This window comes from Kitasatospora sp. MAP12-44 (assembly GCF_029892095.1).
GTDB lineage: Bacteria > Actinomycetota > Actinomycetes > Streptomycetales > Streptomycetaceae > Kitasatospora.
Window position 1 is genome coordinate 493,256 of record NZ_JARZAE010000004.1, and the last position, 21,521, is coordinate 514,776.

19 protein-coding genes and 1 pseudogene are annotated in these 21,521 nt (G+C 72.9%); 3 read left to right on the top strand and 17 right to left on the bottom strand.

What is annotated here, in order from left to right:
* The first annotated feature begins 154 nt into the window (after positions 1 to 154).
* Together P3T34_RS03360 and P3T34_RS03365 are read left to right on the top strand one after the other, a co-directional pair.
* The gene (locus P3T34_RS03360; protein ID WP_280664456.1) at positions 155 to 778 is read left to right on the top strand and encodes a DUF5753 domain-containing protein; all 624 of its coding nucleotides are present in this window, start codon (positions 155 to 157) and stop codon (positions 776 to 778) included.
* On the top strand, positions 771 to 980 hold the full coding sequence (locus P3T34_RS03365; RefSeq protein ID WP_280664457.1) for a DUF397 domain-containing protein: 210 nt from the start codon (positions 771 to 773) through the stop codon (positions 978 to 980). The genes P3T34_RS03360 and P3T34_RS03365 overlap by 8 nt, the downstream gene beginning before the upstream one ends.
* A gap of 91 nt (positions 981 to 1,071) precedes the next feature.
* Here P3T34_RS03365 and P3T34_RS03370 read toward each other — a convergent pair whose 3' ends face one another.
* From P3T34_RS03370 to P3T34_RS03420, 11 genes are all read right to left on the bottom strand, one after another.
* Positions 1,072 to 2,022, bottom strand: coding sequence for a zinc-ribbon domain-containing protein (locus tag P3T34_RS03370; RefSeq protein WP_280664458.1), 951 nt, complete (start codon positions 2,020 to 2,022; stop codon positions 1,072 to 1,074).
* A 3-nt stretch (positions 2,023 to 2,025) separates the two neighbouring features.
* A complete protein-coding gene (locus P3T34_RS03375; protein ID WP_280664459.1) occupies positions 2,026 to 2,616 on the bottom strand; it encodes a phage tail protein in 591 nt (196 codons plus the stop codon).
* Positions 2,613 to 4,562, bottom strand: coding sequence for a putative baseplate assembly protein (locus tag P3T34_RS03380; protein WP_280664460.1), 1,950 nt, complete (start codon positions 4,560 to 4,562; stop codon positions 2,613 to 2,615). The genes P3T34_RS03375 and P3T34_RS03380 overlap by 4 nt, the downstream gene beginning before the upstream one ends.
* Complete coding sequence (locus P3T34_RS03385) at positions 4,562 to 4,993, bottom strand: GPW/gp25 family protein (protein WP_280664461.1); 432 nt, start codon at positions 4,991 to 4,993, stop codon at positions 4,562 to 4,564. The genes P3T34_RS03380 and P3T34_RS03385 overlap by 1 nt, the downstream gene beginning before the upstream one ends.
* A 47-nt stretch (positions 4,994 to 5,040) precedes the next feature.
* Positions 5,041 to 5,352, bottom strand: coding sequence for a PAAR domain-containing protein (locus P3T34_RS03390; protein ID WP_280664462.1), 312 nt, complete (start codon positions 5,350 to 5,352; stop codon positions 5,041 to 5,043).
* A gap of 52 nt (positions 5,353 to 5,404) precedes the next feature.
* Positions 5,405 to 7,186: a VgrG-related protein gene (locus P3T34_RS03395; protein ID WP_280664463.1), complete on the bottom strand. Its 1,782-nt coding sequence runs from the start codon at positions 7,184 to 7,186 to the stop codon at positions 5,405 to 5,407.
* The gene (locus P3T34_RS03400) at positions 7,183 to 7,914 is read right to left on the bottom strand and encodes a LysM peptidoglycan-binding domain-containing protein (RefSeq protein ID WP_280664464.1); all 732 of its coding nucleotides are present in this window, start codon (positions 7,912 to 7,914) and stop codon (positions 7,183 to 7,185) included. The genes P3T34_RS03395 and P3T34_RS03400 overlap by 4 nt, the downstream gene beginning before the upstream one ends.
* Positions 7,915 to 7,951: 37 nt before the next feature.
* On the bottom strand, positions 7,952 to 8,377 hold the full coding sequence (locus tag P3T34_RS03405) for a phage tail protein (protein WP_280664465.1): 426 nt from the start codon (positions 8,375 to 8,377) through the stop codon (positions 7,952 to 7,954).
* Positions 8,378 to 8,434: 57 nt separating this feature from the next.
* Positions 8,435 to 8,704 carry a hypothetical protein gene (locus P3T34_RS03410; RefSeq protein WP_280664466.1) on the bottom strand — a complete coding sequence of 90 codons (270 nt, stop codon included), beginning with the start codon at positions 8,702 to 8,704 and terminating at the stop codon, positions 8,435 to 8,437.
* 2,462 nt (positions 8,705 to 11,166) lie between these two features.
* On the bottom strand, positions 11,167 to 11,325 hold the full coding sequence (locus P3T34_RS03415) for a DUF6760 family protein (RefSeq protein WP_280664467.1): 159 nt from the start codon (positions 11,323 to 11,325) through the stop codon (positions 11,167 to 11,169).
* Positions 11,322 to 11,816, bottom strand: a complete 495-nt coding sequence (locus P3T34_RS03420) for a hypothetical protein (RefSeq protein WP_280664468.1) — start codon at positions 11,814 to 11,816, stop codon at positions 11,322 to 11,324. The genes P3T34_RS03415 and P3T34_RS03420 overlap by 4 nt, the downstream gene beginning before the upstream one ends.
* 113 nt (positions 11,817 to 11,929) lie before the next feature.
* Between P3T34_RS03420 and P3T34_RS03425 the strand changes: the two are divergent.
* Positions 11,930 to 12,091: pseudogene (locus P3T34_RS03425) on the top strand (helix-turn-helix domain-containing protein); the annotation flags it as partial.
* A 173-nt stretch (positions 12,092 to 12,264) separates the two neighbouring features.
* On the opposite strand, the gene P3T34_RS03430 reads toward P3T34_RS03425, so the two are convergent.
* The 6 genes from P3T34_RS03430 to P3T34_RS03455 all read right to left on the bottom strand — a co-directional run bounded on the left by P3T34_RS03430 (position 12,265) and on the right by P3T34_RS03455 (position 21,371).
* Entirely contained in the window at positions 12,265 to 12,705 is a 441-nt protein-coding gene (locus P3T34_RS03430) for a phage tail protein (protein WP_280664469.1), read from the bottom strand.
* A gap of 73 nt (positions 12,706 to 12,778) precedes the next feature.
* Complete coding sequence (locus tag P3T34_RS03435; protein ID WP_280664470.1) at positions 12,779 to 14,347, bottom strand: phage tail sheath subtilisin-like domain-containing protein; 1,569 nt, start codon at positions 14,345 to 14,347, stop codon at positions 12,779 to 12,781.
* A 161-nt stretch (positions 14,348 to 14,508) separates the two neighbouring features.
* Positions 14,509 to 16,653, bottom strand: coding sequence for an ATP-binding protein (locus P3T34_RS03440; protein WP_280664471.1), 2,145 nt, complete (start codon positions 16,651 to 16,653; stop codon positions 14,509 to 14,511).
* Positions 16,650 to 17,351 (bottom strand): DUF4255 domain-containing protein, encoded by a 702-nt coding sequence (locus P3T34_RS03445; RefSeq protein ID WP_280664472.1) that lies wholly within the window; start codon positions 17,349 to 17,351, stop codon positions 16,650 to 16,652. Before P3T34_RS03445 ends, P3T34_RS03440 begins: the two co-directional genes overlap by 4 nt.
* Positions 17,348 to 20,530 (bottom strand): hypothetical protein, encoded by a 3,183-nt coding sequence (locus tag P3T34_RS03450; protein WP_280664473.1) that lies wholly within the window; start codon positions 20,528 to 20,530, stop codon positions 17,348 to 17,350. The genes P3T34_RS03445 and P3T34_RS03450 overlap by 4 nt, the downstream gene beginning before the upstream one ends.
* Positions 20,531 to 20,690: 160 nt before the next feature.
* A complete protein-coding gene (locus P3T34_RS03455; RefSeq protein WP_280664474.1) occupies positions 20,691 to 21,371 on the bottom strand; it encodes a LuxR C-terminal-related transcriptional regulator in 681 nt (226 codons plus the stop codon).
* Positions 21,372 to 21,521 lie beyond the last annotated feature (150 nt).

A 21,521-nucleotide genomic window follows, 5' to 3' on the forward strand; every position in this document is an offset into this window, starting at 1 on the left:
ACTCCGCAGATCACGAAATGAGAGGGGCCTGACGCAGACTCAGCTAGGTGCGCTGCTGGGATGCTCCGGCGGGCACGTCTCCGGCCTGGAAACTGCCGTGAAGTCACCTGGACGTAAGTTCGCCGAGAGGGTCGATGCGGTACTCGGCACTGGGATGACTTTTCAGATCCTTTGGCAGGCGATCAGGAACCAGGCGTTCCTTGAGGGCTTCCCGGAGTACACCGCGCAGGAAGGCCACGCGACAGCGCTGCGGTTCTTTCAGACCCGGATCATTCCGGGGCTGCTGCAGACGGAGGAGTACGCGGCGGCCTGGGAGTCGGGACATGTCCAGCGCGGCAAGGTCACACAAGAACAGGCCGACGGACGGGTCAGCTTCCTGATGGACCGCCAGCGGATCTTGTCCAGGACCCCGGCGCCGGCGCTTCACTCGATCATGGATGAGATCTGCCTGCGCCGTCCGATCGGGGGACGTGGCGTGATGGCTCGGCAGCTCCGGCACCTCGAAGAGCTGTACCACCGACCCAAAACGACCATCCAGATTGCCCCTGACTCACTCGCAGAAGCACACCCCCTGAACCACCCGGTCACTTTCCTCACCATTCCGGGGCGCGTGATGCTTGGTTACACGGAGACCCTTCAACGTGGCTACCTGGAGAGGGATAGTGACACGGTGGAGAGTTGGGCCAGCGACTACGATCAACTTGCTGTCGAGGCACTGTCCCGAGCTGCTTCGCTGGCACTGATCCGCAGGCTGAGAGAGGAACTTGAACATGGGTGAGTTGGAGTTGACTAAGGCCACGTGGCGCACGAGCACGTACTCCGGCCAAGGGGGCGAGTGCGTCCAAGTTGCTGACGGCATCCTCGGCGTCATGCCTGTCCGCGACTCGAAGGACCCTGCGGGCCCTGCCCTGGTGTTCAGCGCTGACGCGTTCGCTGCGTTTGTTGCTGGGATCAAGGCGGGCGAGTTCGGGAGCGTCTGACCAACTATGAGCCGCTGAAGCCCTTGCGAGACAGACGGAGTCTCACGGGGGCTTCAACGGTGCTGCGGCAACGGGCTTTTCCGGTGTCGGGTCAGCTGCGTTTGAAGAACTCCACCTCGGCGAGGGCGATTTCGCGTCCGGGTCCCGTTCCGGCCGTGGAGCGGACGACGAGGGTCAGGCGCAGCACGTCGCTGATGCCGGTCACCACGGTCTGCGGGCCCGGCTTGTCGTTCAGGGTCACGGGCTGGGTGTGGACCTTTCCGTCCGATGCCGTGGCCAGCAGGTCCAGCGTCGTGGGCCGGGCCTGCTGCAGGTACTGCTGCGGATCGGTGGAGCAGCCGGTGTGGATGATGAGGTCCACCAGCCGGATCGGGGTGTGGAAGGTGAAGGTGATCGAGTCCCCGACCTGCGGCGCTCCCCAGTAGGTGTTGGTGAGGCCGTCGACGGCGGCGGACGCGGGATGGCCGGCGTCTGCGGCGCTCGCCGAGACCGTGGAGGGGGTGATGGCCGAGGCGCTGCGGAGCTTGTCCAGCACGTCCTCGTAGGCATTTCGGCCGGCCGGGTAGAACAGCACCCCGGCGAGCACCAGCACCGCCACCACGAGCAGCGCGATGATCCGGCGCAGGGCATTGCCGGAGCCGCCGATGCGCACGCGGCGCCGGAACGGCCAGCGGGTGCGCCACCACGGCAGGGGCGGCGCGGGTTCGACGATGGTCAGCGGCGCCGCGCAGCGCCGGCAGAACCGCCGGTCGGGCCGGTTGGGGGTGCCGCACCGGGGGCAGGGCGGACCGTCCTGGGCGTCGTCGATCACGGACGGCCGGACGACCGGGCGTGGCCGGACGGGCTTGGCAGGCTGCACCGCCAGCGGGTCGGCGGGAGGCTCGGGGGCGGTCTCGGGGGCGGGCTCGGGCTGCGGCTGTGCCACGCCGGTGGTGGGGGTCGCCGTGGTGGACGTCCCCTGCCAGGCGAGGTAGGCGCCGCAGTTGCCGCAGAACTCGTCCCCGTCGCCGTTGGCGACTCCGCAGTCGGGGCACGTACGCATCCGTCAGCTCTCCTCTCTCCCACTCGGACTGAGCGGGCTGGGCGGGCTGGGCGGACCGGGCAGGAGCTGCACCCGGCAACTGAGGTGGACCGGGCAGGACGCCCTGACCACGGCCAGCACCTGCTCCTCGTCCACCACCGCCGTGCGCTCGGGCCAGACCCGTACCAGCAGCTCCCCCGAGGGCGCGGGCGGAAGCGCGGCGTCCGGCGTTGTGGACCAGGCCACCCCGCCGCCGTCCACGATCTGTGCGCCCACCCCGAGGATCAGCCGCAGCCGCTCCTGCAGCCCCCGCCGGGTGCCGCGCCATCTGTGCAGTTCCACCGCCCGCTCGACCACCAGCCGACGCACCTCCTCCGGCCAGGCCGGGTCGGTCTCCACGGCGACCCAGGACGCCAGCCAGTCGAGGAAGTCCGCCGGGGCCAGGCGGGGTTGGAAGTAGGCGGTCAGGTTGTCCAGAGTGGCGAACACCGGGGCGAGGACGGTGTCCAGACCGGCGGTGAACCGCTGGGCGAAGTCGTCGTCGGCGTAGAGCGCGGGCAGCAGCGCGCCGATCGGGTGCCGGCTCGGCAGTTCCGGGACGGCGGAGCGGCTCATGCGTCCACCGACGTGACCACGACCTGGTGCTGGTGGGAGAAGACCAGGGCGTCCGGTGCGACGTCGACCCGCTCGGCGGGCGCGCCGCGCCGCCCGGTGATCGGGTCCGCCGGGAACAGGCGCAGCTCCTCGACCGCCGCTCCGCCGGCCACCTGCTGGAGGACGGCGAACACCTCCCCGTACTGGACCGCCCGGCCGAACGGCCAGCCCGTGCCGTCGGCGCCGCCGCGCAGCGGGTTGAGATACCTGAACAGCGCCGCGAGCGCCGCCTCCCGTACGCGATCGGCGTCCGGGGAGCGGGTCGCGAGCCGGGCGACCACCGTCACCCCCTGGTAGTCGGGGGGTTGCACGACCAGCCGGGTGCCGATCAGCCGCCGCTCGTCGAGGGCCGACGCGATGGCGGACAGCAGCTGCTCACCGGGGATCAGCTGCTCGAGCCGCAGGCGGTCGCCGTCGTCCGCCACCGCGTCGGGGACCACGAGCACGCGCACCGCGCCCGCCTCCCCGGCCAGGGCCGGCACGCACTTGACCCGGGCCGCCGCAGGGGCGGCCTGCCGGGCGATCAGCTCGAAGTCCCCGGCTGTGACGGCGCGTTCCTGCAGGCGCAGCAGGTGGGGGGCGCGCAGTTTGGCGTTCTCCACCGTCTCGCCGTCGACCCCGCCCCTGGCCGCCTCGCGGTTGTCGACCCTGGCCACGTACGGGACCGAGCTGCGCAGCACCGAGATCGTCCCCCGGGCGACGTTACCGGCGGTCCCGCCGCCCGTACGGTAGTGCGGCACGCGCAGCCGCGCCCCTTTGGGCGGCACCGCGCCGAACGGGCGCAGGCTTCCGTCGGGCTCCCGGACGGCGGGCGGGAACATGAACTCCCCCGTGGTCGCGTCGATCACCACATGCCGGTCGGTCGGTGCCGAGTCGCCGAAGTGCTCCACCGCCGTCCAGCGCTGCCAGCCCTCGCCGGCCGAGACCTCGACCGTCGGCGGCTCGCCGTCGAGCAGCACGGGCTGCCTCGCGAGGCGAAAGCGCTGGCCCGCGACCCCTTCCGAGGTGCCGAGAGGTGCGTCGGTGACGGTCTGGGCGTGGCCGACGGTCGCGGTGCCGCCGACGGTGAACACCTCCGCGCGGCGGATCGTGGGGGACTCGGAGTAGAACGGCTGGCCCGGCTCTGGCGCGGTCACCCGGCAGCGCAGCCAGCCCGCCCGCCGCCCGGCGACCACCGAGGCGACCTGCCCGGCGGGCACGAAGACCACCACCTCGCCGGGCCTGTTGAGGCCTCCGGTGCTGTCGGAGCCGGTCTCGCAGGCGATCCACCGCGCGCCGTCCCACACCTCCCACACCAGTGGCGGCTGGCGCGGATCGACGCCGACGCCCTCCACCCGGCTGTCCAGCCTGACCACCAGGATGCAGCGCGGTACGACGGCCGGCAGCGCGAACAGCACGGCGTCGCCGATCTCCGGACGCGCTTGAAAGCACGGCACGTCCACGCCGTCGGCCAGCCGTGCCGTGCAGTCGCTCTGCTGCCCCGAGGCGGAGGCCGTGACCAGCCGGTCGAGGGAGCTGGGGACGACGGGGAGGTCCTCGACCGTGGAGAACACCACCGCCTCCTCGGTCTCGGTGCGCAGCGTGGAGACCTCGGTGCCCGCCCGCAGCAGAACGGTCTCGGGTTGCGGCGCCGACAGCCAGAAGTCGACCTCCGCGGTCGCCGCGGCCGGCGGGAAGAGCCGGATGCCCAGCAGGTCGAGGAAGGCGGAGTAGTTCTTCTCCGGCACCCGGTTCAGCCGGTACAGCAGCTGGTCCACCAGGTACGCGAAGGTCTCGATGAGGGTGACGCCCGGATCGGACACGTTGTGGTCGGTCCACTCCGGCGCGCGCTGCTGGACGTACCTCTTGGCCTCGTCGACGAGTTGTTGGAACCGGCGGTCGTCCAGGTTCGGGGAGGGCAGCGCCATCAGCTCGTCCCCCCGTCCGACGCCTCTGGGGACTCCGGGGACTCCGGGATGGTGTAGAAGGGGAAGACGAGGTTGCGGCGGTCGTTGGTGGACCGCACGGCGTAGTGGACGTCGATGTAGAGCGTTCCCTCCTCGATGGTGTCGAAGGCGATCACGACGTCGTCGACCTCGATGCGCGGCTCCCAGCGTTCCAGCGCGATGCGCACCTCGCGCGCAATGCGGCCCGCGGTGGTGCCGTCGCCCGGCGCGAACACGTATTCGTGGATGCCGCAGCCGAACTCCGGGCGCATCGGCCGCTCTCCGGGAGCGGTGCCGAGGACGAGCCGGATCGCCTCGGCGATCTCCCGGTCCCGGTCGACCATGCCGATGCCGCCGGTGGCGTTCACCCGGAGCGGGAACGCCCAGCCGCGGCCGATGAAGCCGCCGCTCATGCAACGCACCCGCTCATGCGACATCTCCACTCATGCGACGCCTCCACTCATGCAATGCCTCCGATCAGCACGTTGAACGCGCCGGTCACGATGGTGGCTCCGCAGGCCGTCTCGTCCCCCAGGCGGGCCGCGGGCAGCCCGCCGATCAGGACCACTCCTCCGGACGCCGCCGCGAGGCTGGGCATGACGAGGTTGGCGGGCCCGAGCTCCACATGGGGGACGCAGGCGTGCAGGCTGCCTACGACGGCGGCCGGCCGGCCGCCGATCAGCACGGTCTCCACCGCGACGGCGCCCGGTGGCGCGAGGGTGATGACACCACCGTGGTCGGTGCTGTCACCGGTCCGGGCTGCGGGGGGCATCTGCGGTCTCCCATCCAGAATTGATGATCAGTCAGTTACTTTGCTCTGCCTGTCAGTTGATGCGGATGAGGTCGGCCTTGAGCACCGCCAGCACGCCGCCGTCCACGGTGACCCCCGTCTCGCCGTTGACGGTCACCGATCCGCCGCGCAGCTTCACCTCTCCCGTGCCGGCGTCGAGGGTGATCCCGGATGAGGAGAGACGCACCGAACTCCCCGTCCCCGCAGCGCCCGAGACGGTCAGGACGATCTCGCCGCGCTGCTCGTCCAGCCTCAGCTCCAGCTTCTGGTCACCGCTGGCCAGCCGGACGCCGGACGGGCCGCCGGGCACGTCCAGCAGCTCCAGGCGGTTGCCCGAACGGGACACCAGCGAGCGGCGGTTGACCCGCCCGGCGGCCGGATCGACCAGCGGCACCTCGTGCGTCGAGGGGTGGTCGACGCCGTTGTAGAGGCCGCCCAGCACATAGGGGCAGTCGAGGGAGCCGTGCTCGAACCCGACCAGTACCTCGTCGTTGACCTCGGGACTGAACACGCCGCCCCCTCCGTGGCCTCCCCACTGCACCGTGCGCACCCAGTCGGAGACGTAAGTGTCGTCCAGCCAGGGGAACTTCAGCCGAACCCAACCGCGTTGCGCCTCGCCCGGCTCCCGGACGTCTGTGACCACGGCGATCGCCAGACCCTGGATCCGCGGCCCGCGCGACGGCGCGTTGCCCCCGGTGACGAGCCCGGCGAGCGAGCGGTCCGGCGCCGCGCTGACCACGACGGTGGTGCGGTAGCCGCGGTACGGCTCCAGGAGATGGCGCACCGCGGTGGCGGTGTAGCGGCCGGAGAAGGCGGCTCCGACGTTGCCCAGGGCGACGGGTGTGCCGGCCCGCAGCCTCGGGTTGCCCTCGACGACCGCCTCCACCTCCCCGAAGCCGGCGGCCACCGAGGCGGCGAGCGACTCGGCCGCCGCCGTCGTCTCCGCCTGCGTGCGGTACGGGGTGTCGGCGACGGTCAGCCGGGCGGGACCGGTGAAGGCGGAGGTCACCACGGACGGGCTCAGCCCCGGGAGCACGGTCGGGTCGGCCGCCGACACCGACGGCTCCGTGGCGACCAGGGCCTTCTTGGTGGTGACGTCCCAGCCGCGCACCTCGACCGTGTCCGCCCCGGCGACGCCAGTCAGCACACTGCGCAGCTCCAGCAGGTTGCGGCCGTACTCCAGGACCATCAGGTTCTGCGGGGCCGGGGTGGTGGGCGGCGGGGCGGCGGAGGCGGGCTCGGGCTTGACGAACTCCAGCAGGCCCTCCTCGTCGACACGCACCTGCGCGCCGCTCTCCAGCGCCAGGTACTGGAGGAACTCCCAGTCCGAGACGTTGGCTTGGGAGAGCTGCTGGTGGACGACGGCGAAGGCATCGATGCGGCCGCAGCCCAGCCCGGCGCCCGTGGCGACCTCGCGGACGATGTCCGCGGTCGTCATGTTGCGGAACGCCTTCACCCTGCGCCCGCGCATCAGGCGGTGGGTGATCGCCGACGCCCGTACGACGGTGAACGTGCCCGTCGTGTCCACCTCCAGCTCCAGCGCGGTCACCTCGCCGGTGAACAGCCGCACCTGCGCGTGACCCTGCAGGGTGACCACCGAGACCCGCAGCCGGGTGCCGATGGAAATGCCCGTCGCGGCAAGGAACTTGTGGTCCGCGTCGCGGAACGACAGGACGGCGGTGTCGGGCAGGCCGACACTCTGGTCGATGTCGCAGGAGACCAGCTGCGCCGCCCAGATCGGCGGCAGCTCGCCCGGTGCCTCGACGACGGGCTCCGCGGCGAAGGACCGGCCGCCGCGCGCCTCGGGAGTGGTCATGAGCGCCCGCCCTGGGCGAGTTCGGCGAGTTCGTCGATCCCCGGCACGATCAGCTCCGTGCCGGGGGCGAGCACCATGGGGTCGTCGATGTCGTTGGCCTCGGCGATGGTGCGCCAGGCCGTCGCGTCGCCGTACTCGCGCCAGGCGAGCAGTGGCAGGCTGTCGCCCGCGATCACCCGGTGGGTGCTGCGCGCCTCCAGCGAGCCGGAGGTCGGGTTCTGGCCCGGCGGATCGACGCTGGCCTCCTTGATGGTGAGCGAGCAGACGGCCCGCAGCGGCTTGCCGTCGACGTCGAAGAGCGTGTAGCTGACCGACAGCGCGGTCAGCACCCCGTTGAACGAGGTCGTCTTCGACGCGCCCCAGTCCAGTCGGATCCACGGGCTCGCCGGGGTCTTGTGCGCCAGGCTGCTCGGGGTGGGGACGCAGGCCGTCATCAGCTGCTCCACAGCCTTCTCCACCGAGTCGTCGTGGGTCGCCGTCGCGTCCAGGAACACCTCCAGGGAGAGCGAGCGCGGTCCGCTGCCGACGAACTCGGGCAGCGCGGACTGGCCGGCCATCCGGGACGGCGTGCGCCGCCACTCCGTGGACTTGCTCAGCACGAGGGTCGCCGGGTTGAACTGGAGGGGAAGCGTCGCGATCGTCCCGCCGGGCTGGGCGCCGACCGTCGAAGGGGGCTCCATGATGGTCAGTTGGGCCCGGGTGACACTCGCGGGAACCGCTGACGACATCCTCCCGCACCTCCTTCCGTGAGAGTTGTCCGGTGGGTCATGACGGGCGCAGGCCCGCGTGTGCGATTTCCAGCGTCTCCACGGCGGCCTCGGAGTTCGCGGGGTCGAAGGACGGACCCTGCCACCGCACCGGGACGATGCCGAGCACCTGCCAGCTGACGATGCGGCTCAAGTCGGGCCGCAGTGCCACGATTTCGCCGTCCTTGGGCTCCACCCGCCGGACGATCTCGTCCAGCCAGCGGGCGATCTTGGTGGTGTCCGCGGTGACGGCGCGGGTCAGCGTGATGTTCGACCAGGTGATGCGGCCCGGCAGTTGCCAGGAGAAGCCGTTGTTGCCGCCTTCCGCGTACTGCTCGATCTCGACCTGGGCGCCGAGTCCCGCGCAGGTCGCGAACTCCCCGAGGTCGTTGCCGCCGATCGTGAGCCTGAAGAACACGCTCGTCGCGAAGATGTTGTCGGTCATCGCTGCTCATCCCTGCTCGTTCCTGCCTTCGTCGCCCGCCCGCCGATCCTTGCCCGCTCAGCGACGGCCGTCGTACGGTCGCCCGGCACGCTCCCTTCCCCTGCGCAGTTCGGCGCGCAGCAGCCGGCCGACGGGTTCGATCAGGCGCCGGGCCAGTTCGTCGATGTCGGCGCCGGCGGTGGTCTCGGCAGTCGCGGCAGTCTCGGTCGGCGATCGGGTGCTCGCCTCCGCGTGCGAGGCGGCGGCGGTCAGGGGCGGGGCGGCGGCCGGCGTGCGGGGCGGTACGGCGGTCAACGGCACCCCGGACAACCCCGCCTGCTCGGCCACGCGCTGCAACACCCGTGCCGTGCCGGCCGACGACTGGGACGGCGAGGGCGGCGATGGGGAGGTGGTCGGCGCGGCGGGAGGACGCAGCGTCGTCAGCCGGTCCGTACCCGGCGCAGCTGGCGTACCTGGCGTACCAGGTGTTGCCAGTGCGCCCGGTGTGACCACGTCCCCCTCCGCCGTGCGCGCCGGCCAGCTGCCGCCGCTCGGCGGCTGCACCTGAAACGGCTGCGCGGCCCGGAGGCCAACCGGAAGCCGCTGGACCGGCGCCGGGGCTGCCGCTGTTCCCGGTCGCGCGAGCCGTACCAGGGGCACACTCGGACCGGGCCCGCCGCGCGAGGCGCTCGTGGACGCCGTACCGCGGTGACGCACGGCGTCCGGGGTGGCGACGACCGGTGGCACCGTACGGTCCGCGCGTCGCCCGCGCGGCAAGGGAGTCGCCGCAGGCCGCAAAGCGCTTGCGAGCAGCTCCGGTTGGGCGTCCGGCGTTGTCGGCCGAGGGCCACCAGACGTGGAGCGCTGCACGCTCGGACGCCTCGCACGTGTGGCGCCCAACCGCGACGGTCGCACGTCCTGACCGGCACCCCCGGGGAACACCGACTCCACCGGGTTCGCCGGGCGCTCCGAACGCGAGGCATCGGGTCGGCGGGCCTCCCCACGCCACGGGAGCCGTAGGACGGCGGTGGCCCGACGCCGCCAACTCCCGGACACTGCCGAGTCCGTGGCGGACCGGCTATCGGTGCTCGCCGGAGGGACCTGCCGCCATGCGGGCCTGACGACTGGTGTGGCGGGCGCCGCCGCGCGGTCGGTACCCGTTGCGGGCACCGGCGCGGATGCGGCGAGAGCCAACGCCGTCCGGCGCGCGCCGAGCAGCCCTCGCGCGCGGTGGACAGGCTCGGTCGTACGCCTCACGATGCCACCGCCCGGGACCGGCGAGCGCACCGGGACCGTCAGCGCAGCGCCATCGCGCCGGGCGGAGCCGCTTCCGCCATCAACCGCGCGCTGGACAGCCGTTGAGTCCGAGGTACCCGTTCTGCCCGGCGTGTGCGGTGCGTCCGGCGCGGCGGCTTCGCGGGGAGCGCCTTTGCTGCGCAGCACCATCCCGGTCCGCGCGGGAGGCTGCGGCGGTGCGGGAGGCTGCGGCAGCGCGAGGCTCGTGGGCGCGCCGTGCTCCCGCGCCGATCCGCTCCCGTCCTGCGTGCCGCCGCTCGCCGCCGTGTCCGTGACCCGCGGGACGGCACCGCCGCGCCTGCCGAGCAATGCGGCGGTACCGCCCGGCACACCCGCGGTCGGCGGCAGCGCGTTGAGCGGTGCACCCAGTCCCCCACGCGTGCGCGCGGGTGCGGAGTCGGCGTGCCGCTGCAGGGTGGGCTGCGGGGCGGCGGCCGATGGTCCCGCGCCCGGTCCGCCGGGCAGGATCTCTGCCGAGCCGACCGCTTGCGGAACCAAGGGCGAGGGCGCGGGCGCGGGCGAAGGTGCGGGGACGATCGGCATCGGTGCGAGCGCGGGACCTGACACGTCGTCGGCTCGGGCTCGACCAGGCCGTCGGCCGTCCGCAGCCAACTGTGGCGAGGCGCTCGCGGGCAGTGCGGCCAGCGGCGCTCCGAGTACCGGTCGACCCGATGCGGCGCCTTCCACGCCAGCGCGCTGGACCACGCCGCCAGCGGTCGGGCCCGAGTCGCCGACCGTGCGCTGAGCAGCGATCGGCGCGGGGGTCTCAGCCGGGCCGGCGCCGGCGGTCGCCTCCGCCCCTGCCACAACCCCGGGTTGTCCCGCGTCGGCGGACCGCTGCGTCGCCGCCGCACCCGTGGACGTGGCATCCGGGCGCTCCACGCGGCGCGGCGGGCGCGGGGGCAGGGGCAGGGGCGGGATCACGGCGACCGTGCGCGTGGGCGACGACCAGGGGCGCGGTGCCATAATCAGCGACTCGCCGACGGGACGCGGCCGGACCAGGCCGGACCGTCGCGGTCGGGCCTTCCCCGCAGTCGGCGCGGCACCGACGTCGGGGACCACCCCGGTGGCCGATGTGGCAGGGAGCCGGCGACGTACGGCTCCGGACCTCTGCACCTGCGTCACCGGCCCGTCGTGCTCAAGTGCCGCCGCCGGCACCGGTGCAGGTGGAGCGGCGTACGACATCACGGGCTCGCCGCCACCCGCAGAGGTCGCCGGACCGAGCGGCCGCGCCACCGCCCGCAGGATCCCCACCGGAGCCGAACCGAGCACCGCGTGCCCGAGTTCCCCGCACAGCGACGGGTCCCGCCAGGAGGCGAGCCGCGAGCGGAACCGCAGGCCGTCGCTGACCCCGGCCGCCGCCCCCGCGATGGTCGGGGCCAGCGGCGCGACCGCACGCCAGCCACCGCCCGCACCCCCGCCTGCGCCCACACCCACACCCCCGGACGCACGGCCACCGCTCGCCGCGCCGCCGGCCCCCCGGCGGGCGAACCTGCCCCAGCTCCCCATACCGCTCAACCGCCTTCGTTGACACGGGTGTTGATCCGCGCGATCTCCCGTACCCACTGCCGGCGCTCGCCGTGGGGCAGGTCGAGGATGTCCTCCCGCTGCCAGTGGAAGTGGTAGGCGACGTACGCGATCTCCTCATACAGCCGAGCAGTCGCGTACGTCACGATTCCCCCAGGCGCCCACCGGCGAGGTCCACTTCGAAGGAACCCTCGCAGTGCGGGCAGGTCACCGCGGCGCGCGTGTGGCCTTCGCTGTTGATCCACTGGTAGAAGTCCTGGAGGAACGCGACATCGGTGGCGTACATCCGCTCGACGACACCGGCGTGCACGTCGGTGACCGTGCCGAGCCTGGTGATCACGTGGCTCAGCAGCACCACGCTCAGATACGCCGGGTTCTCCTTGACCCGCTGGTCGATCTGGGGCATCAGCTCGTCCCGCGCGGTGGCCAGCCGCATGGCGCCGTGCCGGTGCACCGTGCCCTCGTCGTCCACGAACCCGCGCGGAAGCTCGAACTCGAACTCCGTACGCAGCTCGCTCTCCCGAGGCTGGCGCCCCCGCTGCGACGCGGCGCCCTGCTGCGACGCCGCAGCCGCCGGTGCCGCAGCCGCTGCCGGTGCCTGCTCCAGGAGTTCCCCCAGGCCGATCCGTCTCCTCATCTGAAGACCTTTCCTTTGGTCAGGCATAGGCGTTTCGCCGTCAAGGCGGATCACTTACAGGCAAAGGTGATCATCTGTCAGATGATCACGACCGAGGTGCTACTTTGCGATCCATGAGGACCGTCCACGTGAAGCGGGCGTTTCGGTACCGCTTCTACCCGACCGATGCGCAGGCAGCTGAGCTGTCGCGCACGTTCGGGTGTGTGCGGAAGGTCTACAACATGGCGCTGGCCGCGCGGTCCGAGGCGTGGGCGCTGCGGCAGGAGCGGGTCGACTGCGGGCGACCTTCCGCCGCGCGCGGCTGGTACGGCCGTGATGTAAGACCTCAACGGAGCACTCCGGTCGGGCAGTCGTCGATGAAGCAGGAAGTCGTCCCAGCGCAGCGCTCGCGGCAGCGGCTCAGCCGCGAGGCTGAGGGGAATCCCCCTCGTCCGCGAGGGGGAGGAAGTCACTCGACCGTGATCTCCTCGAACACGATGGTCACCGTCTCCGTCGCGGCCTGCGACTCACCCGCGGTGAGTGTGGGGCCCTCCCACCTGCTGGCCCAGGCGTTCATCAGCTGGATGCGCCGCAGAGTGGCCCCCGTGGTGTCCTTGACCTCGATGGTGAGGTTCTGCCGCGCGGTGTTGATCGCGCCGTTGTTGAGGGTCTCCTTGATCCAGTTCGTGAACGCCCCGCTCTTGTCGAGACCGCGGGTGATCGTCACCTCGCCCGGCAGCCGCGCTCCGGGCTGCTTGCGGACGATCAACTTGCCCTGCTGGGTCACCTGCTTGTACTCGACGACATCCTGATCAACGGTGAGGTTGCTGATCTCCTTGACGGATTCGACGTTGTAGCCGCCGAGTTGGAGGCCGAAGATATGTGTGGAGAGCGGATCGCCGTCAGCCATGACTTCCTGTCACCTTCCGGAGGCGTGTGTTCTGGTCCCGTCGGTCCTGCGGTCCTGCTGGTGTCCCTGCTGGTCACTCGTTGACGAGGCTCGTGCTGTCGGAGAACTGGGCGAGCCGGAACACCACGAACTCGGCGGGCTTCACCGGAGCGACCCCGATCTCGCACACCACCTGCCCGAGGTCGATGGACTCCGGGGGGTTGTTGTCACGGTCGCACTTGACGTAGAAGGCCTCCGCCGCGGTCTGGCCGAACAGCGCTCCCCGCCGCCACTCCTCGGTCAGGAACGCGGTGATGTTGCGGCGGATGCTGGACCACAACCGGTCGTCGTTGGGCTCGAACACCACCCACTGGGTCCCCAACAGGATGGACTCCTCCAGGTAGTTGAAGAGCCGCCGCACGTTGAGGTAGCGCCACGCGGGGTCCGAGGCGAGGGTCCGCGCACCCCAGATCCGGATGCCGCGCCCGGGAAACGCCCGTACGCAGTTGACGCCGATCGGGTTCAGCAGATCCTGCTCGCCCTTGCTGAGGCGGATCTCCAGGTCCACCGCACCGCGGATGATCTCGTTGGCCGGCGCCTTGTGCACGCCGCGTTCGGCATCGCTGCGCGCCCACACCCCGGCGACGTGCCCGCTCGGGGGGACCATCACGTTGCGGCCGCTCGCGGGGTCGAACACCTTGATCCACGGGTAGTACAGGGCGGCGTAGCGGGAGTCGAAGCCCGCCTCGTCCATCCGCCAGGTGCGCGCCCGCTGGGCGTTCAGGCCCGGCGGGGTGTCCAGGACGGCGATCCGGTCGCCCATCTGCTCGCAGTGCGACATCACCGCCAGCTGGACGGTCCTGACGCCCTCCGCGTCGAGGTCGCCGCGTTGGAAGGCGCTCATCAGGTCGGGCACCGCGACCATGGTGATCTCGTCGATCGCCTCGAGGCCCGCGAATCCGGTTCGGGCCGAGGCGTCTCCCACGTACTCCGCGGGGTCGACCCGGGGTGCGGGGGTGGCGGGGGCGACCGGCGCGGCCGCAGGAGCCGCGGGGGCCGTGGGGGCAGCGGCCAGGGCGAGGCGCTGCGGCGCCGGGCGGCTCTGCGCGCTGCCGGGCTGCTCGGTGACCACGACGAGTTTCGACTCGCGCAGCTGGGTGACGACATATCCCTTGGTGCTCCTACGGGTTGAGACCTCGTACGTCTCGGTCACCTCGCTGCCCTTGCGGACCACGAGCTTGAACCGGTCGTCCGGGACGTTCTCCCCCTCGGCCTCGGCGATCTCGACGGAGACGTCGCCGCCCACGCCGGGCAGAGCCGAGAACAGGAAGCCCGCGACGGCGCTGGGCACGGGCGCCGTACGGGCGGGGTCCGGCCCGGCGCCGGGCGCCTGCCGGCCGGGGTCGCCGATCCGTACGACGTAGGCGGAGCCGCCGCCGTTGGCGAAGAAGCCGTACACGGCGTGGGGCAGGTACGTGCCTTCGGAGAAGCCGCCGAAGCGCTGCACGTACTGGTCCCAGTTGGTCACCAGGGTTGGCTCGTGGAAGGGGCCGGTCTCGGCAAAGCCGACCAGGGCGGCGACGGCCGTGCCGACTCCCTCGATCGGCCGCGCACCGGACTGGACCTCCTCCACGTACACGCCCGGGGTGAGGTACGACGGCATGCTCACTCCTTCGGGTGGGCGGTCGGTCGCCACCGAGTCTGCGGTCGGGGCCGCCTCCCCCGACATGTCCCGGGGTCCCGGACCAGGGGCAGGGACGCTGCCCCGCGCGGGCATCGCGACACGTACCCGGCGGGCGCGGCCCGGCGCGAGTCAGGCGCGAGTCAGGCGCCGAGCGGCTCGCCCTCGAAGGCGCCCAGCCAAGGCCCGAACTCGCTCTCCAGGACCAGGCGGCCGAGTTTGCGGTACTCCCCCATCACGGCGGACACCAGCTGTGCCATGCTCAGCGGCCGGCCCGTCTCGGCGGCCAGGTAGGCCGCGGTCACCGCGCACGCCCGGATCGAGCCGCCCGCGAGCTCGAAGCGGCGCGCGCAGAACCCCAGGTCGAGGTCGTCGCCGCGGGGGATCCGCTTGCCCAGGCAGCGGTCCCACAGGGCACGCCGCTGCTCCTCGTCCGGCAGCGGGAACTCCGCGATGACGTCCAGGCGCCGGGTGAACGCCTCGTCGAGGTTGGAGCGCAGATTCGTCGTCAGCACGGCGATCCCGTCGAAGGACTCCATACGCTGCAGCAGGTACGCCGACTCCACGTTCGCGTGACGGTCGTGGGCGTCCTTGACCTGCGAGCGCTTCCCGAAGATCGCGTCGGCCTCGTCGAAGAGCAGCACGCCGTTCACCTGCGACGCCTCGGTGAAGATGCGCTCCAGGTTCTTCTCCGTCTCGCCGATGTACTTGTCCACGACGCTGGAGAGGTCCACGACGTACAGCTCCATTCCCAGCTCCGCCGCGATCACTTCGGCCGACATCGTCTTGCCGGTGCCCGACTCCCCGGCGAACAGGGCGATCACCCCGCGCCCCCGCCCGCCGCCCGGCCGCATCCGCCATCGGCCGAGCACCTGGTCGCGGTGGATCGCGCGCAGGGCCAGCTCGTGCAACTGGCGCGCGGTGGGGTCGGGCAGCACCAGATCGTCCCAGCCGACAGCGGGCTCGATCCGACGGGCGAGGCGCGCGAGTCCCGCTCCGTTCTGCGCCCGTACGGCGGCGCGCAGGTCGTCGGCGCCCACCGGACGGCCCTCGGCCGCCGCCGTCCGGGCCGCCACGCCGGCTGCCCTGGCCACCTGGTCCTCGTCCAGCCGGTACGGGGCCACCGCCTCGGCCAGCTCGGCGCTCAGCTCGGCGGGCGCCTCCCCCCGGCCGGGCGACGCATTCAACGCGCGCGCCCACTGCGCGGCGCGCTGCCCCGGGTCCAGCGGCGGGACCACGATCACCACCGGGCTCTCCCGCGCCCAGGCCGGATCCCAGCCGCGGGTGCCGTGCACGATCAGCGGAACGTCGGCCAGCTCCGCACACAGCTCGCGCAACAACCGTGCGTGCTCGGGGCGTTCGGGTTCGATGGCGTCCAGGGGGCCGAGCACCACGCCGCTGTCGCTCAGCCGCGCCTCCCTGGCCAGCGCGCGCACGGCGGCGTCCGCGGCGTTCGGGGCGTCCGGGGGGCGGGTCGCGAGCGCGGCGAGGTCGACGACCAGGGGCCGCCGGACGAGGCCCGCCAGCGCGTCGACCGCCAGTCGGCCGGCGCTGCCGCCCTGGTCCAGCAGCTGCACCAGTGCGCTGCCGCTCGCTGCGGCGGCGCGGATGCGGCGCGCCGGCTCCGCGAAGTCGCCGGCAGCGGCAGCGCCAGCGCCGGCGGCACCGGCAGCGGCCCGGCCGACCCGGACCAACCCGCGCAGCGCGCAGTCGAGTTCGTCATCTCCGAGCAGATGGGCCGTCACCCGGTCGGGTAAGCGCAGGCCCCGGGAGAGCAGCGGGCGCTCCGGCTCGGTGATCTCCAGGAGCCCGCCGGTGATCAGCGGGGCCTGCGCCGAGAAGCGGAAGCGGCCTGCGCCCGCCGCCGGCAGGCCGCACAGTTCCAGCGCGAGCCCGATGGTCGGCCTGCGCTGGGCCAAGTCGTCGTTGAGGTAGCCGTAGAGCTGCTCGAACCGGACGTCGAGGTCGGGGGCGATCGCCACGAGCAGGAGTTCAAGGTCCACCGGGAGCAGGCCGAAGGTGTCGGCGAGCGCTTCGAGCCGCGACGTGGCCCCAACCCCAGCCGCAACCCCAGCCGCGCCGACGCCGCCCACCTCAGCCGACGCCGCCAGGATCCGCTCCACCGCCTCCGGCGTGAGGTACTGGCCGCGGTACGGGTCGTCCGGGTCCGGATCGACGGCCCGGCGCTCGCGGACCGCGCATCTGACCCGCTGCTCGACGCGGCGCAGCCGGTCCCACAGAGGGTCGGCTGCGATGACCGCCGGCTCGTCCCCGAGGTCGACGCTCATCGCGCCGACCCGCCGCGCCGTCGGCGACCGGGCGGCAGCGGACGCTCCCGGGGCGCCGCGAAGCCGTCCGGACCGGGATCCGTACCCTCCCGGTAGCGCAGTCGCCGGGAGGGACTACCGGCCGCCGCCGTCGTATCGGTGGCGCGCACCACGAGCCCCTCGGTGACCGGGGGCCCCGCGGGGCTGCGCTCACCGGGCAGCGGCGCGAGCACCCTGAGGTCGATCGAGGGTTTCAACTCCCCACCCAGGGCGGACCACACGTCGGACACCGACGGCACGCCCTCGCCGCGCCCGGCGAGGTCCAGCCCGACGGTGAGCCCGAGCCGGGCGAGGCTGCCGGTGAGCAGCCGCTCGGGCAGCACGGCCGATGCCGTCAGGCACCGCAGCGCCTCGGACAGCAACCGGTGCTCGTCCTGCGGCCGGTTGGTCCACGCGGTCACCAGGTAGGCCAGCTCGAACCAGCGGGGCGCGCTGCGCCAGGCCACCACCAGGCCGTCCGCGTCGTGCTCCTCGGCGGCGCCGCTCAGCCGGCGGGCGGCGTCCTCGCGGATCGCGTACAGGAAGACGCTGACCGTCGGAGCGTTGCGCCGAGCGGCCCACTCCCGGGTGGGCGAGTCGAAGACCAGCTCGACCCCGCGCTCCTGCAGGCCGCTCTCCAGGAGCAGCAGCCGCAGTGCCTCGTCGACCTCGTGGATCAACGCCGCTCCACCTCCTGCGGCGGGCCGATGGAGCCGGCCACCACCAGGAAGGGGCAGGTCACCGGCGAGAAGCCGGGACCGCTGGCGGTGATGGTCCGCGGACCCGTCTCGTCCTTGGCGAGGATGAGCAGTTGGCCTGCGAAGGTCCCGTCGGCGGCGGGGTAGGTGGGCGCCGCGGCGGCGGTGATGCCGGGCAGCCAGCTGAACGCCACCGGCACGCCCGGCGGGAAGTCCACGCCGCGTACGGAGGTCACAAAGCCGGGCTTGCCGATCGGCGGCACCGCGACGATCCGGGGCTGGAGGATCCGCAGCGGGGTGCTCGCCAGATGCCCACCCGGGGCGGAGTCGGTGCCGGTGGTGGTCAGGACCGTGGTGAGGGTGGTCTGCAGCGCGGCCGTGGGCGACAGCACCACCTGCACGACCTCGCTGCCGCCCGGCGGCAGGTCGCCCAACGCGCAGGCTCCGCCCCGGCAGCCGGGGGGCAGCGGCTCGGTGGGCACCCCTGCGGGCAGTCCGAGCGACAGGCGCAGCCCGGTGGCGAGCGCCTGGCCGCCGTTGCGCACGGTGTAGCTGACGGTCACGTGGCCGCCCACGTAGCCGGGATCCGGCTGGGCGCTGATCGACACTCCCGGGCCGGCCCTCGGCGGCGCCGGCCTCAGGTTCCCGGGCCCCGACGGAGGCGAGGGCGTCGGGGGCGGGGGCGTCAGGGGCGGGGGCGTGGCGGGCGGCGCGGCCACCACGGGGACGACCGTCTGCGCGGCGTTGTCGCCGGGGTTGGCGTCGATCACCGACCCGGCGACGGACCAGCCGAGCTGCTGCCGGCCGACCTGCGTGCCGATGACGGTGGCGGTCACCTGGACGACCGCGCCCGGGGCCAGGGTGCCGAGGTCGCAGCGCAGGGCTCCGGCGTCGCACTGGCCGACCGGGGCCGTCAGCCCGCCCAGCCGGGCGCCCGCCGGTACGGACGCCGTGAGGACGGTGTCCGGCGAGGGCGCGGGTCCGTGGTTGGTCACGGTGACGGCCACGGTCGTGCCGGCGCCGGGCACGATCGGCGGCGTGCCGGGCGGCGCGCTCAACGACAGGTCGACGGACTCCTGGATGCTCGGCTCCTTCTGTCGCCCCGGCAGCCCGCTGTCGACGGGGGTGAGCGTGCCGCTCGCGAAGTCGTAGACCGACAGTCCCTCCGGCGAGTTCGCCGGCAGGGCCCGGCGGGAGGTCAGCACCAGCTGCGCGCCGTTCGCCGTCCAGGCGACGTCGCGGGGCTGGAACGGGCCGGTGGTGGAGGTGTCGGGCAGCGGGCGTTTGCAGGCGCCCTTGTCCTGGCTGAGCCCGGCGGGCAGGATCACCGTGCATCCGGCGCCGGTCGGCGAGGTGACGAGGATGCCGTCCTGCTGGTTGTCCCCGCCGTCGCCGCCCTTGCGGTTGAACGCGATGCTCCGGCCGTCCGGCGAGAAGACGGGGCTGTCGTCGATGACGTCGCAGGCGCCCGGACAGGCCGTCAGGCTCAGGTCGCTCTGCTGGTCGAGCGCGTCGGCCGGCACGGTCCACACGTGCTTGTTGCCGCCGTTGCCGTTGACGACCTCGGTCCTGGTGAAGGCGATCGACCTGCCGTCCGGGGACCAGGAGGGCTCGGCCTCGGAGGCTGCCGGCTGGTCGGCCGGCGGCTCGACGGTGCCGACGATCGCGCCCGTCGACACCTGCGCGATCACGATCCGCCCCGGCCCGGACGCCCCTGCGACCCCGCCGGGCGAGGTCCTGGTGAAGGCGATCAGCTTGCCGTCCGGTGAGAAGGCCGGGTCGGTGTCCCAGTCGTTCGGCCCGCGCCCGGCGAGGTTCATCGGCTGCGGATCGGAACCGTCGGCGCCGGCCAGCCAGATCCGCTCGATGCGGCCGGCGGGCGAGTCCTCGAAGCGGGTCACCACGATGCTCCGGCCGTCCGGCGTGTAGGCCTGCCGCTCGAACCACGGGTCGTAGCCGGGACGGGGGTTGAACAGCGGGTCGTCCGCGGGGTTGGTGTCGGTGTCAGCGGCCGGGTCCTCCCTGAGCACGCTGACGCCCAGGTCGCGCGGGTCCGCTCCGCCGGGGAGGACGTCCTCCAGGTCGGCCACGTTCGAGGCCGAGGCGCTGGTCTCCCCCACCACAGGACCGCCCTCGCTCAGGGTGCCGAGCCAGGTCGGCGTCTGGATCAACCGGTCATCGCCGTACACCAGTTGGGGCGGGGTGCAGGAGCAGGTCGGAGCGCGGTAGACGTTCTCGTACGGCGTCAGCGTGCCGTCGGCCAGGTTGGGGCTCAGAAAGAGGACGCCGCTTCCGTCGGGCAGCCAGGCGGCCGATCCGGTCTGCCAGTCGGCGCCGGTCGCGGGGAAGAACGCCCGGTCACCGGTGCCGTCGGGGGTGGTGAGCCGCAGCTGGGGACCGACCTGGCCGCCCTGGTCCCAGGTGTAGACGAGCTGGTCGCGGTGCGCGGCGTCGTCCAGCGGGTTCCATGCCGGGTCGACGGCGCTGCCGGTGGTCACATCGGTGATCCGCCTCGATCCGCCGCCGCCCGTCAGGGGCAGCAGGTAGAGCTGGGTGTGCGCCGGGTCGGCGTCGCACGCGTACGCGACCCATTGGCCGTCCGGCGAGACCGTCGGGTTCGTCTCGTCGGACGTGGTGTCGGTCAGCCTGCGCAGCCCGGTGCCGTCGGCATTGACCAGCCACAGGTCCCGCTGGGACTTCCCGCTGGTCCCGCCCGGCTCGGCCGCATCGAACACGACGGACTGGCCGTCCGGGGTCAACGTCGGGTCGGCGGTGTCCATACCGGTGGTGAGCTTGTGCACCGCGCCGGACGCGTCGCGCAGGTACACCTGGGGCAGCGGGCCGTCCCGCAGGCTGGTGAAGACCAGCAGGCCGCCGCGGGCCGAGGGGTCCACGTCGAAGTGGGCGGGACCGGGCCCGAACAGCGGTGTGCTGGACGCCGGACCGGTCACGCCGGCCAGGCTGCGGTGGTCCGTGCCGGCGAAGACGATCCGCCCGGCGTCCGCCGTGACCCCGGCGGGCGACGGGAGGGGGCCGGCCTCCCGCCCGTCGGAACTCGCGCTGCCCGGCGCCACCACGGCCGCCGCCAGGGACAGCAGGATGGCGGCGGCCGCTCGCGCCGACCGCCGGATGGAGCGGGGAGTACCCGGGGCGCCGATCACGCTCAACCTCACAGACCGAGAAGGGCGTTGCTCCCGGCAGTCTCCCCGGCCCGGGTAGGCGGGGACAGGGCCCCGATACCAGAGCCGGGGGAAGCGGCCGGTGTCCCCCAGGGCAATCCGCCACGGCCCGGCTGCGTCAGAGGTGCCGTCAGAGGCAGTGTCAGATCAGGCCCTGGCGCATGGCGTACCCCACCGCGTGGGCCCGGTTGCGCAGACCCAACCGCGTCGTGACCTCGTGCAGCACGTTCTTGACCGTGCGTTCGGAGTACGAGGTCTGAGCGGCTATCTCGCCCGTATCCAGGCCCTCGGCGACCAGCCTGAGCATCTCCGCCTCCCGTGCCGACAGGGTCGACAGGGTCAAGCCCCGCGGGTCGAGCATCGTGCGCTGGAGGTTCCCCACCCGGTCGAGCAGTCTGGCGAGGAGGTCCCCGGGCATCACCCCCTCGTCGTTCGCCAGGGCGGTGACGAGATGCACGAGCCGGTCCTGGTCGGCATCCGCGCGGCGCAGCACGGCCGTGACACCGCACTCGATGACGGTCTGCAGGCCGCCGACCTCGAAGTGCCCTATCACCAGCCCGGTTCGCCCCGAGGTGCTGAGGCGTAGCGCGCGCAGCCGCTCCGCCACGGCCTCGTCCAGGCGGTCGACCACCACCAGGGAGACCTGCGCCCGCGCGGCCTCGCCGTCCGTGAGCAACTCCACCTCCGGCCGCTGCCTCAACTGCTGGACGACGCCGGTGTGCAGGACGATGTCCTCCGCGTACACCGCCACCAGCACCCGGCCCGCCTTTTCGGCCAACTGCGTTGCCACGAACGCCTCGTGTGCTGTCTCGATCGACGTCATGATCCGCTCCTTCTCCTTCTGCGGCACCAATGAACGTGCGTGTGCTGACGATGGCCGGGGCAGGACCGGGTTGTTCTCACGGGCAGCACGTGTGCCCGCGGCTTGCCCGCACGTCCCTCTCCCCGGGCTGCCCGGCGGTCCTACCGTCAC

What these genes read in the sequence shown, in the direction of transcription:
- P3T34_RS03360 (WP_280664456.1), top strand. Translation starts at nt 155, where the DNA reads ATGACTTTTCAGATCCTTTGGCAGGCGATCAGGAACCAGGCGTTCCTT.
- P3T34_RS03365 (WP_280664457.1), top strand. Translation starts at nt 771, where the DNA reads ATGGGTGAGTTGGAGTTGACTAAGGCCACGTGGCGCACGAGCACGTAC.
- P3T34_RS03370 (WP_280664458.1), bottom strand. Translation starts at nt 2,022, where the DNA reads ATGCGTACGTGCCCCGACTGCGGAGTCGCCAACGGCGACGGGGACGAG.
- P3T34_RS03375 (WP_280664459.1), bottom strand. Translation starts at nt 2,616, where the DNA reads ATGAGCCGCTCCGCCGTCCCGGAACTGCCGAGCCGGCACCCGATCGGC.
- P3T34_RS03380 (WP_280664460.1), bottom strand. Translation starts at nt 4,562, where the DNA reads ATGGCGCTGCCCTCCCCGAACCTGGACGACCGCCGGTTCCAACAACTC.
- P3T34_RS03385 (WP_280664461.1), bottom strand. Translation starts at nt 4,993, where the DNA reads ATGAGCGGCGGCTTCATCGGCCGCGGCTGGGCGTTCCCGCTCCGGGTG.
- P3T34_RS03390 (WP_280664462.1), bottom strand. Translation starts at nt 5,352, where the DNA reads ATGCCCCCCGCAGCCCGGACCGGTGACAGCACCGACCACGGTGGTGTC.
- P3T34_RS03395 (WP_280664463.1), bottom strand. Translation starts at nt 7,186, where the DNA reads ATGACCACTCCCGAGGCGCGCGGCGGCCGGTCCTTCGCCGCGGAGCCC.
- P3T34_RS03400 (WP_280664464.1), bottom strand. Translation starts at nt 7,914, where the DNA reads ATGTCGTCAGCGGTTCCCGCGAGTGTCACCCGGGCCCAACTGACCATC.
- P3T34_RS03405 (WP_280664465.1), bottom strand. Translation starts at nt 8,377, where the DNA reads ATGACCGACAACATCTTCGCGACGAGCGTGTTCTTCAGGCTCACGATC.
- P3T34_RS03420 (WP_280664468.1), bottom strand. Translation starts at nt 11,816, where the DNA reads ATGAGGAGACGGATCGGCCTGGGGGAACTCCTGGAGCAGGCACCGGCA.
- P3T34_RS03430 (WP_280664469.1), bottom strand. Translation starts at nt 12,705, where the DNA reads ATGGCTGACGGCGATCCGCTCTCCACACATATCTTCGGCCTCCAACTC.
- P3T34_RS03435 (WP_280664470.1), bottom strand. Translation starts at nt 14,347, where the DNA reads ATGCCGTCGTACCTCACCCCGGGCGTGTACGTGGAGGAGGTCCAGTCC.
- P3T34_RS03440 (WP_280664471.1), bottom strand. Translation starts at nt 16,653, where the DNA reads ATGAGCGTCGACCTCGGGGACGAGCCGGCGGTCATCGCAGCCGACCCT.
- P3T34_RS03455 (WP_280664474.1), bottom strand. Translation starts at nt 21,371, where the DNA reads ATGACGTCGATCGAGACAGCACACGAGGCGTTCGTGGCAACGCAGTTG.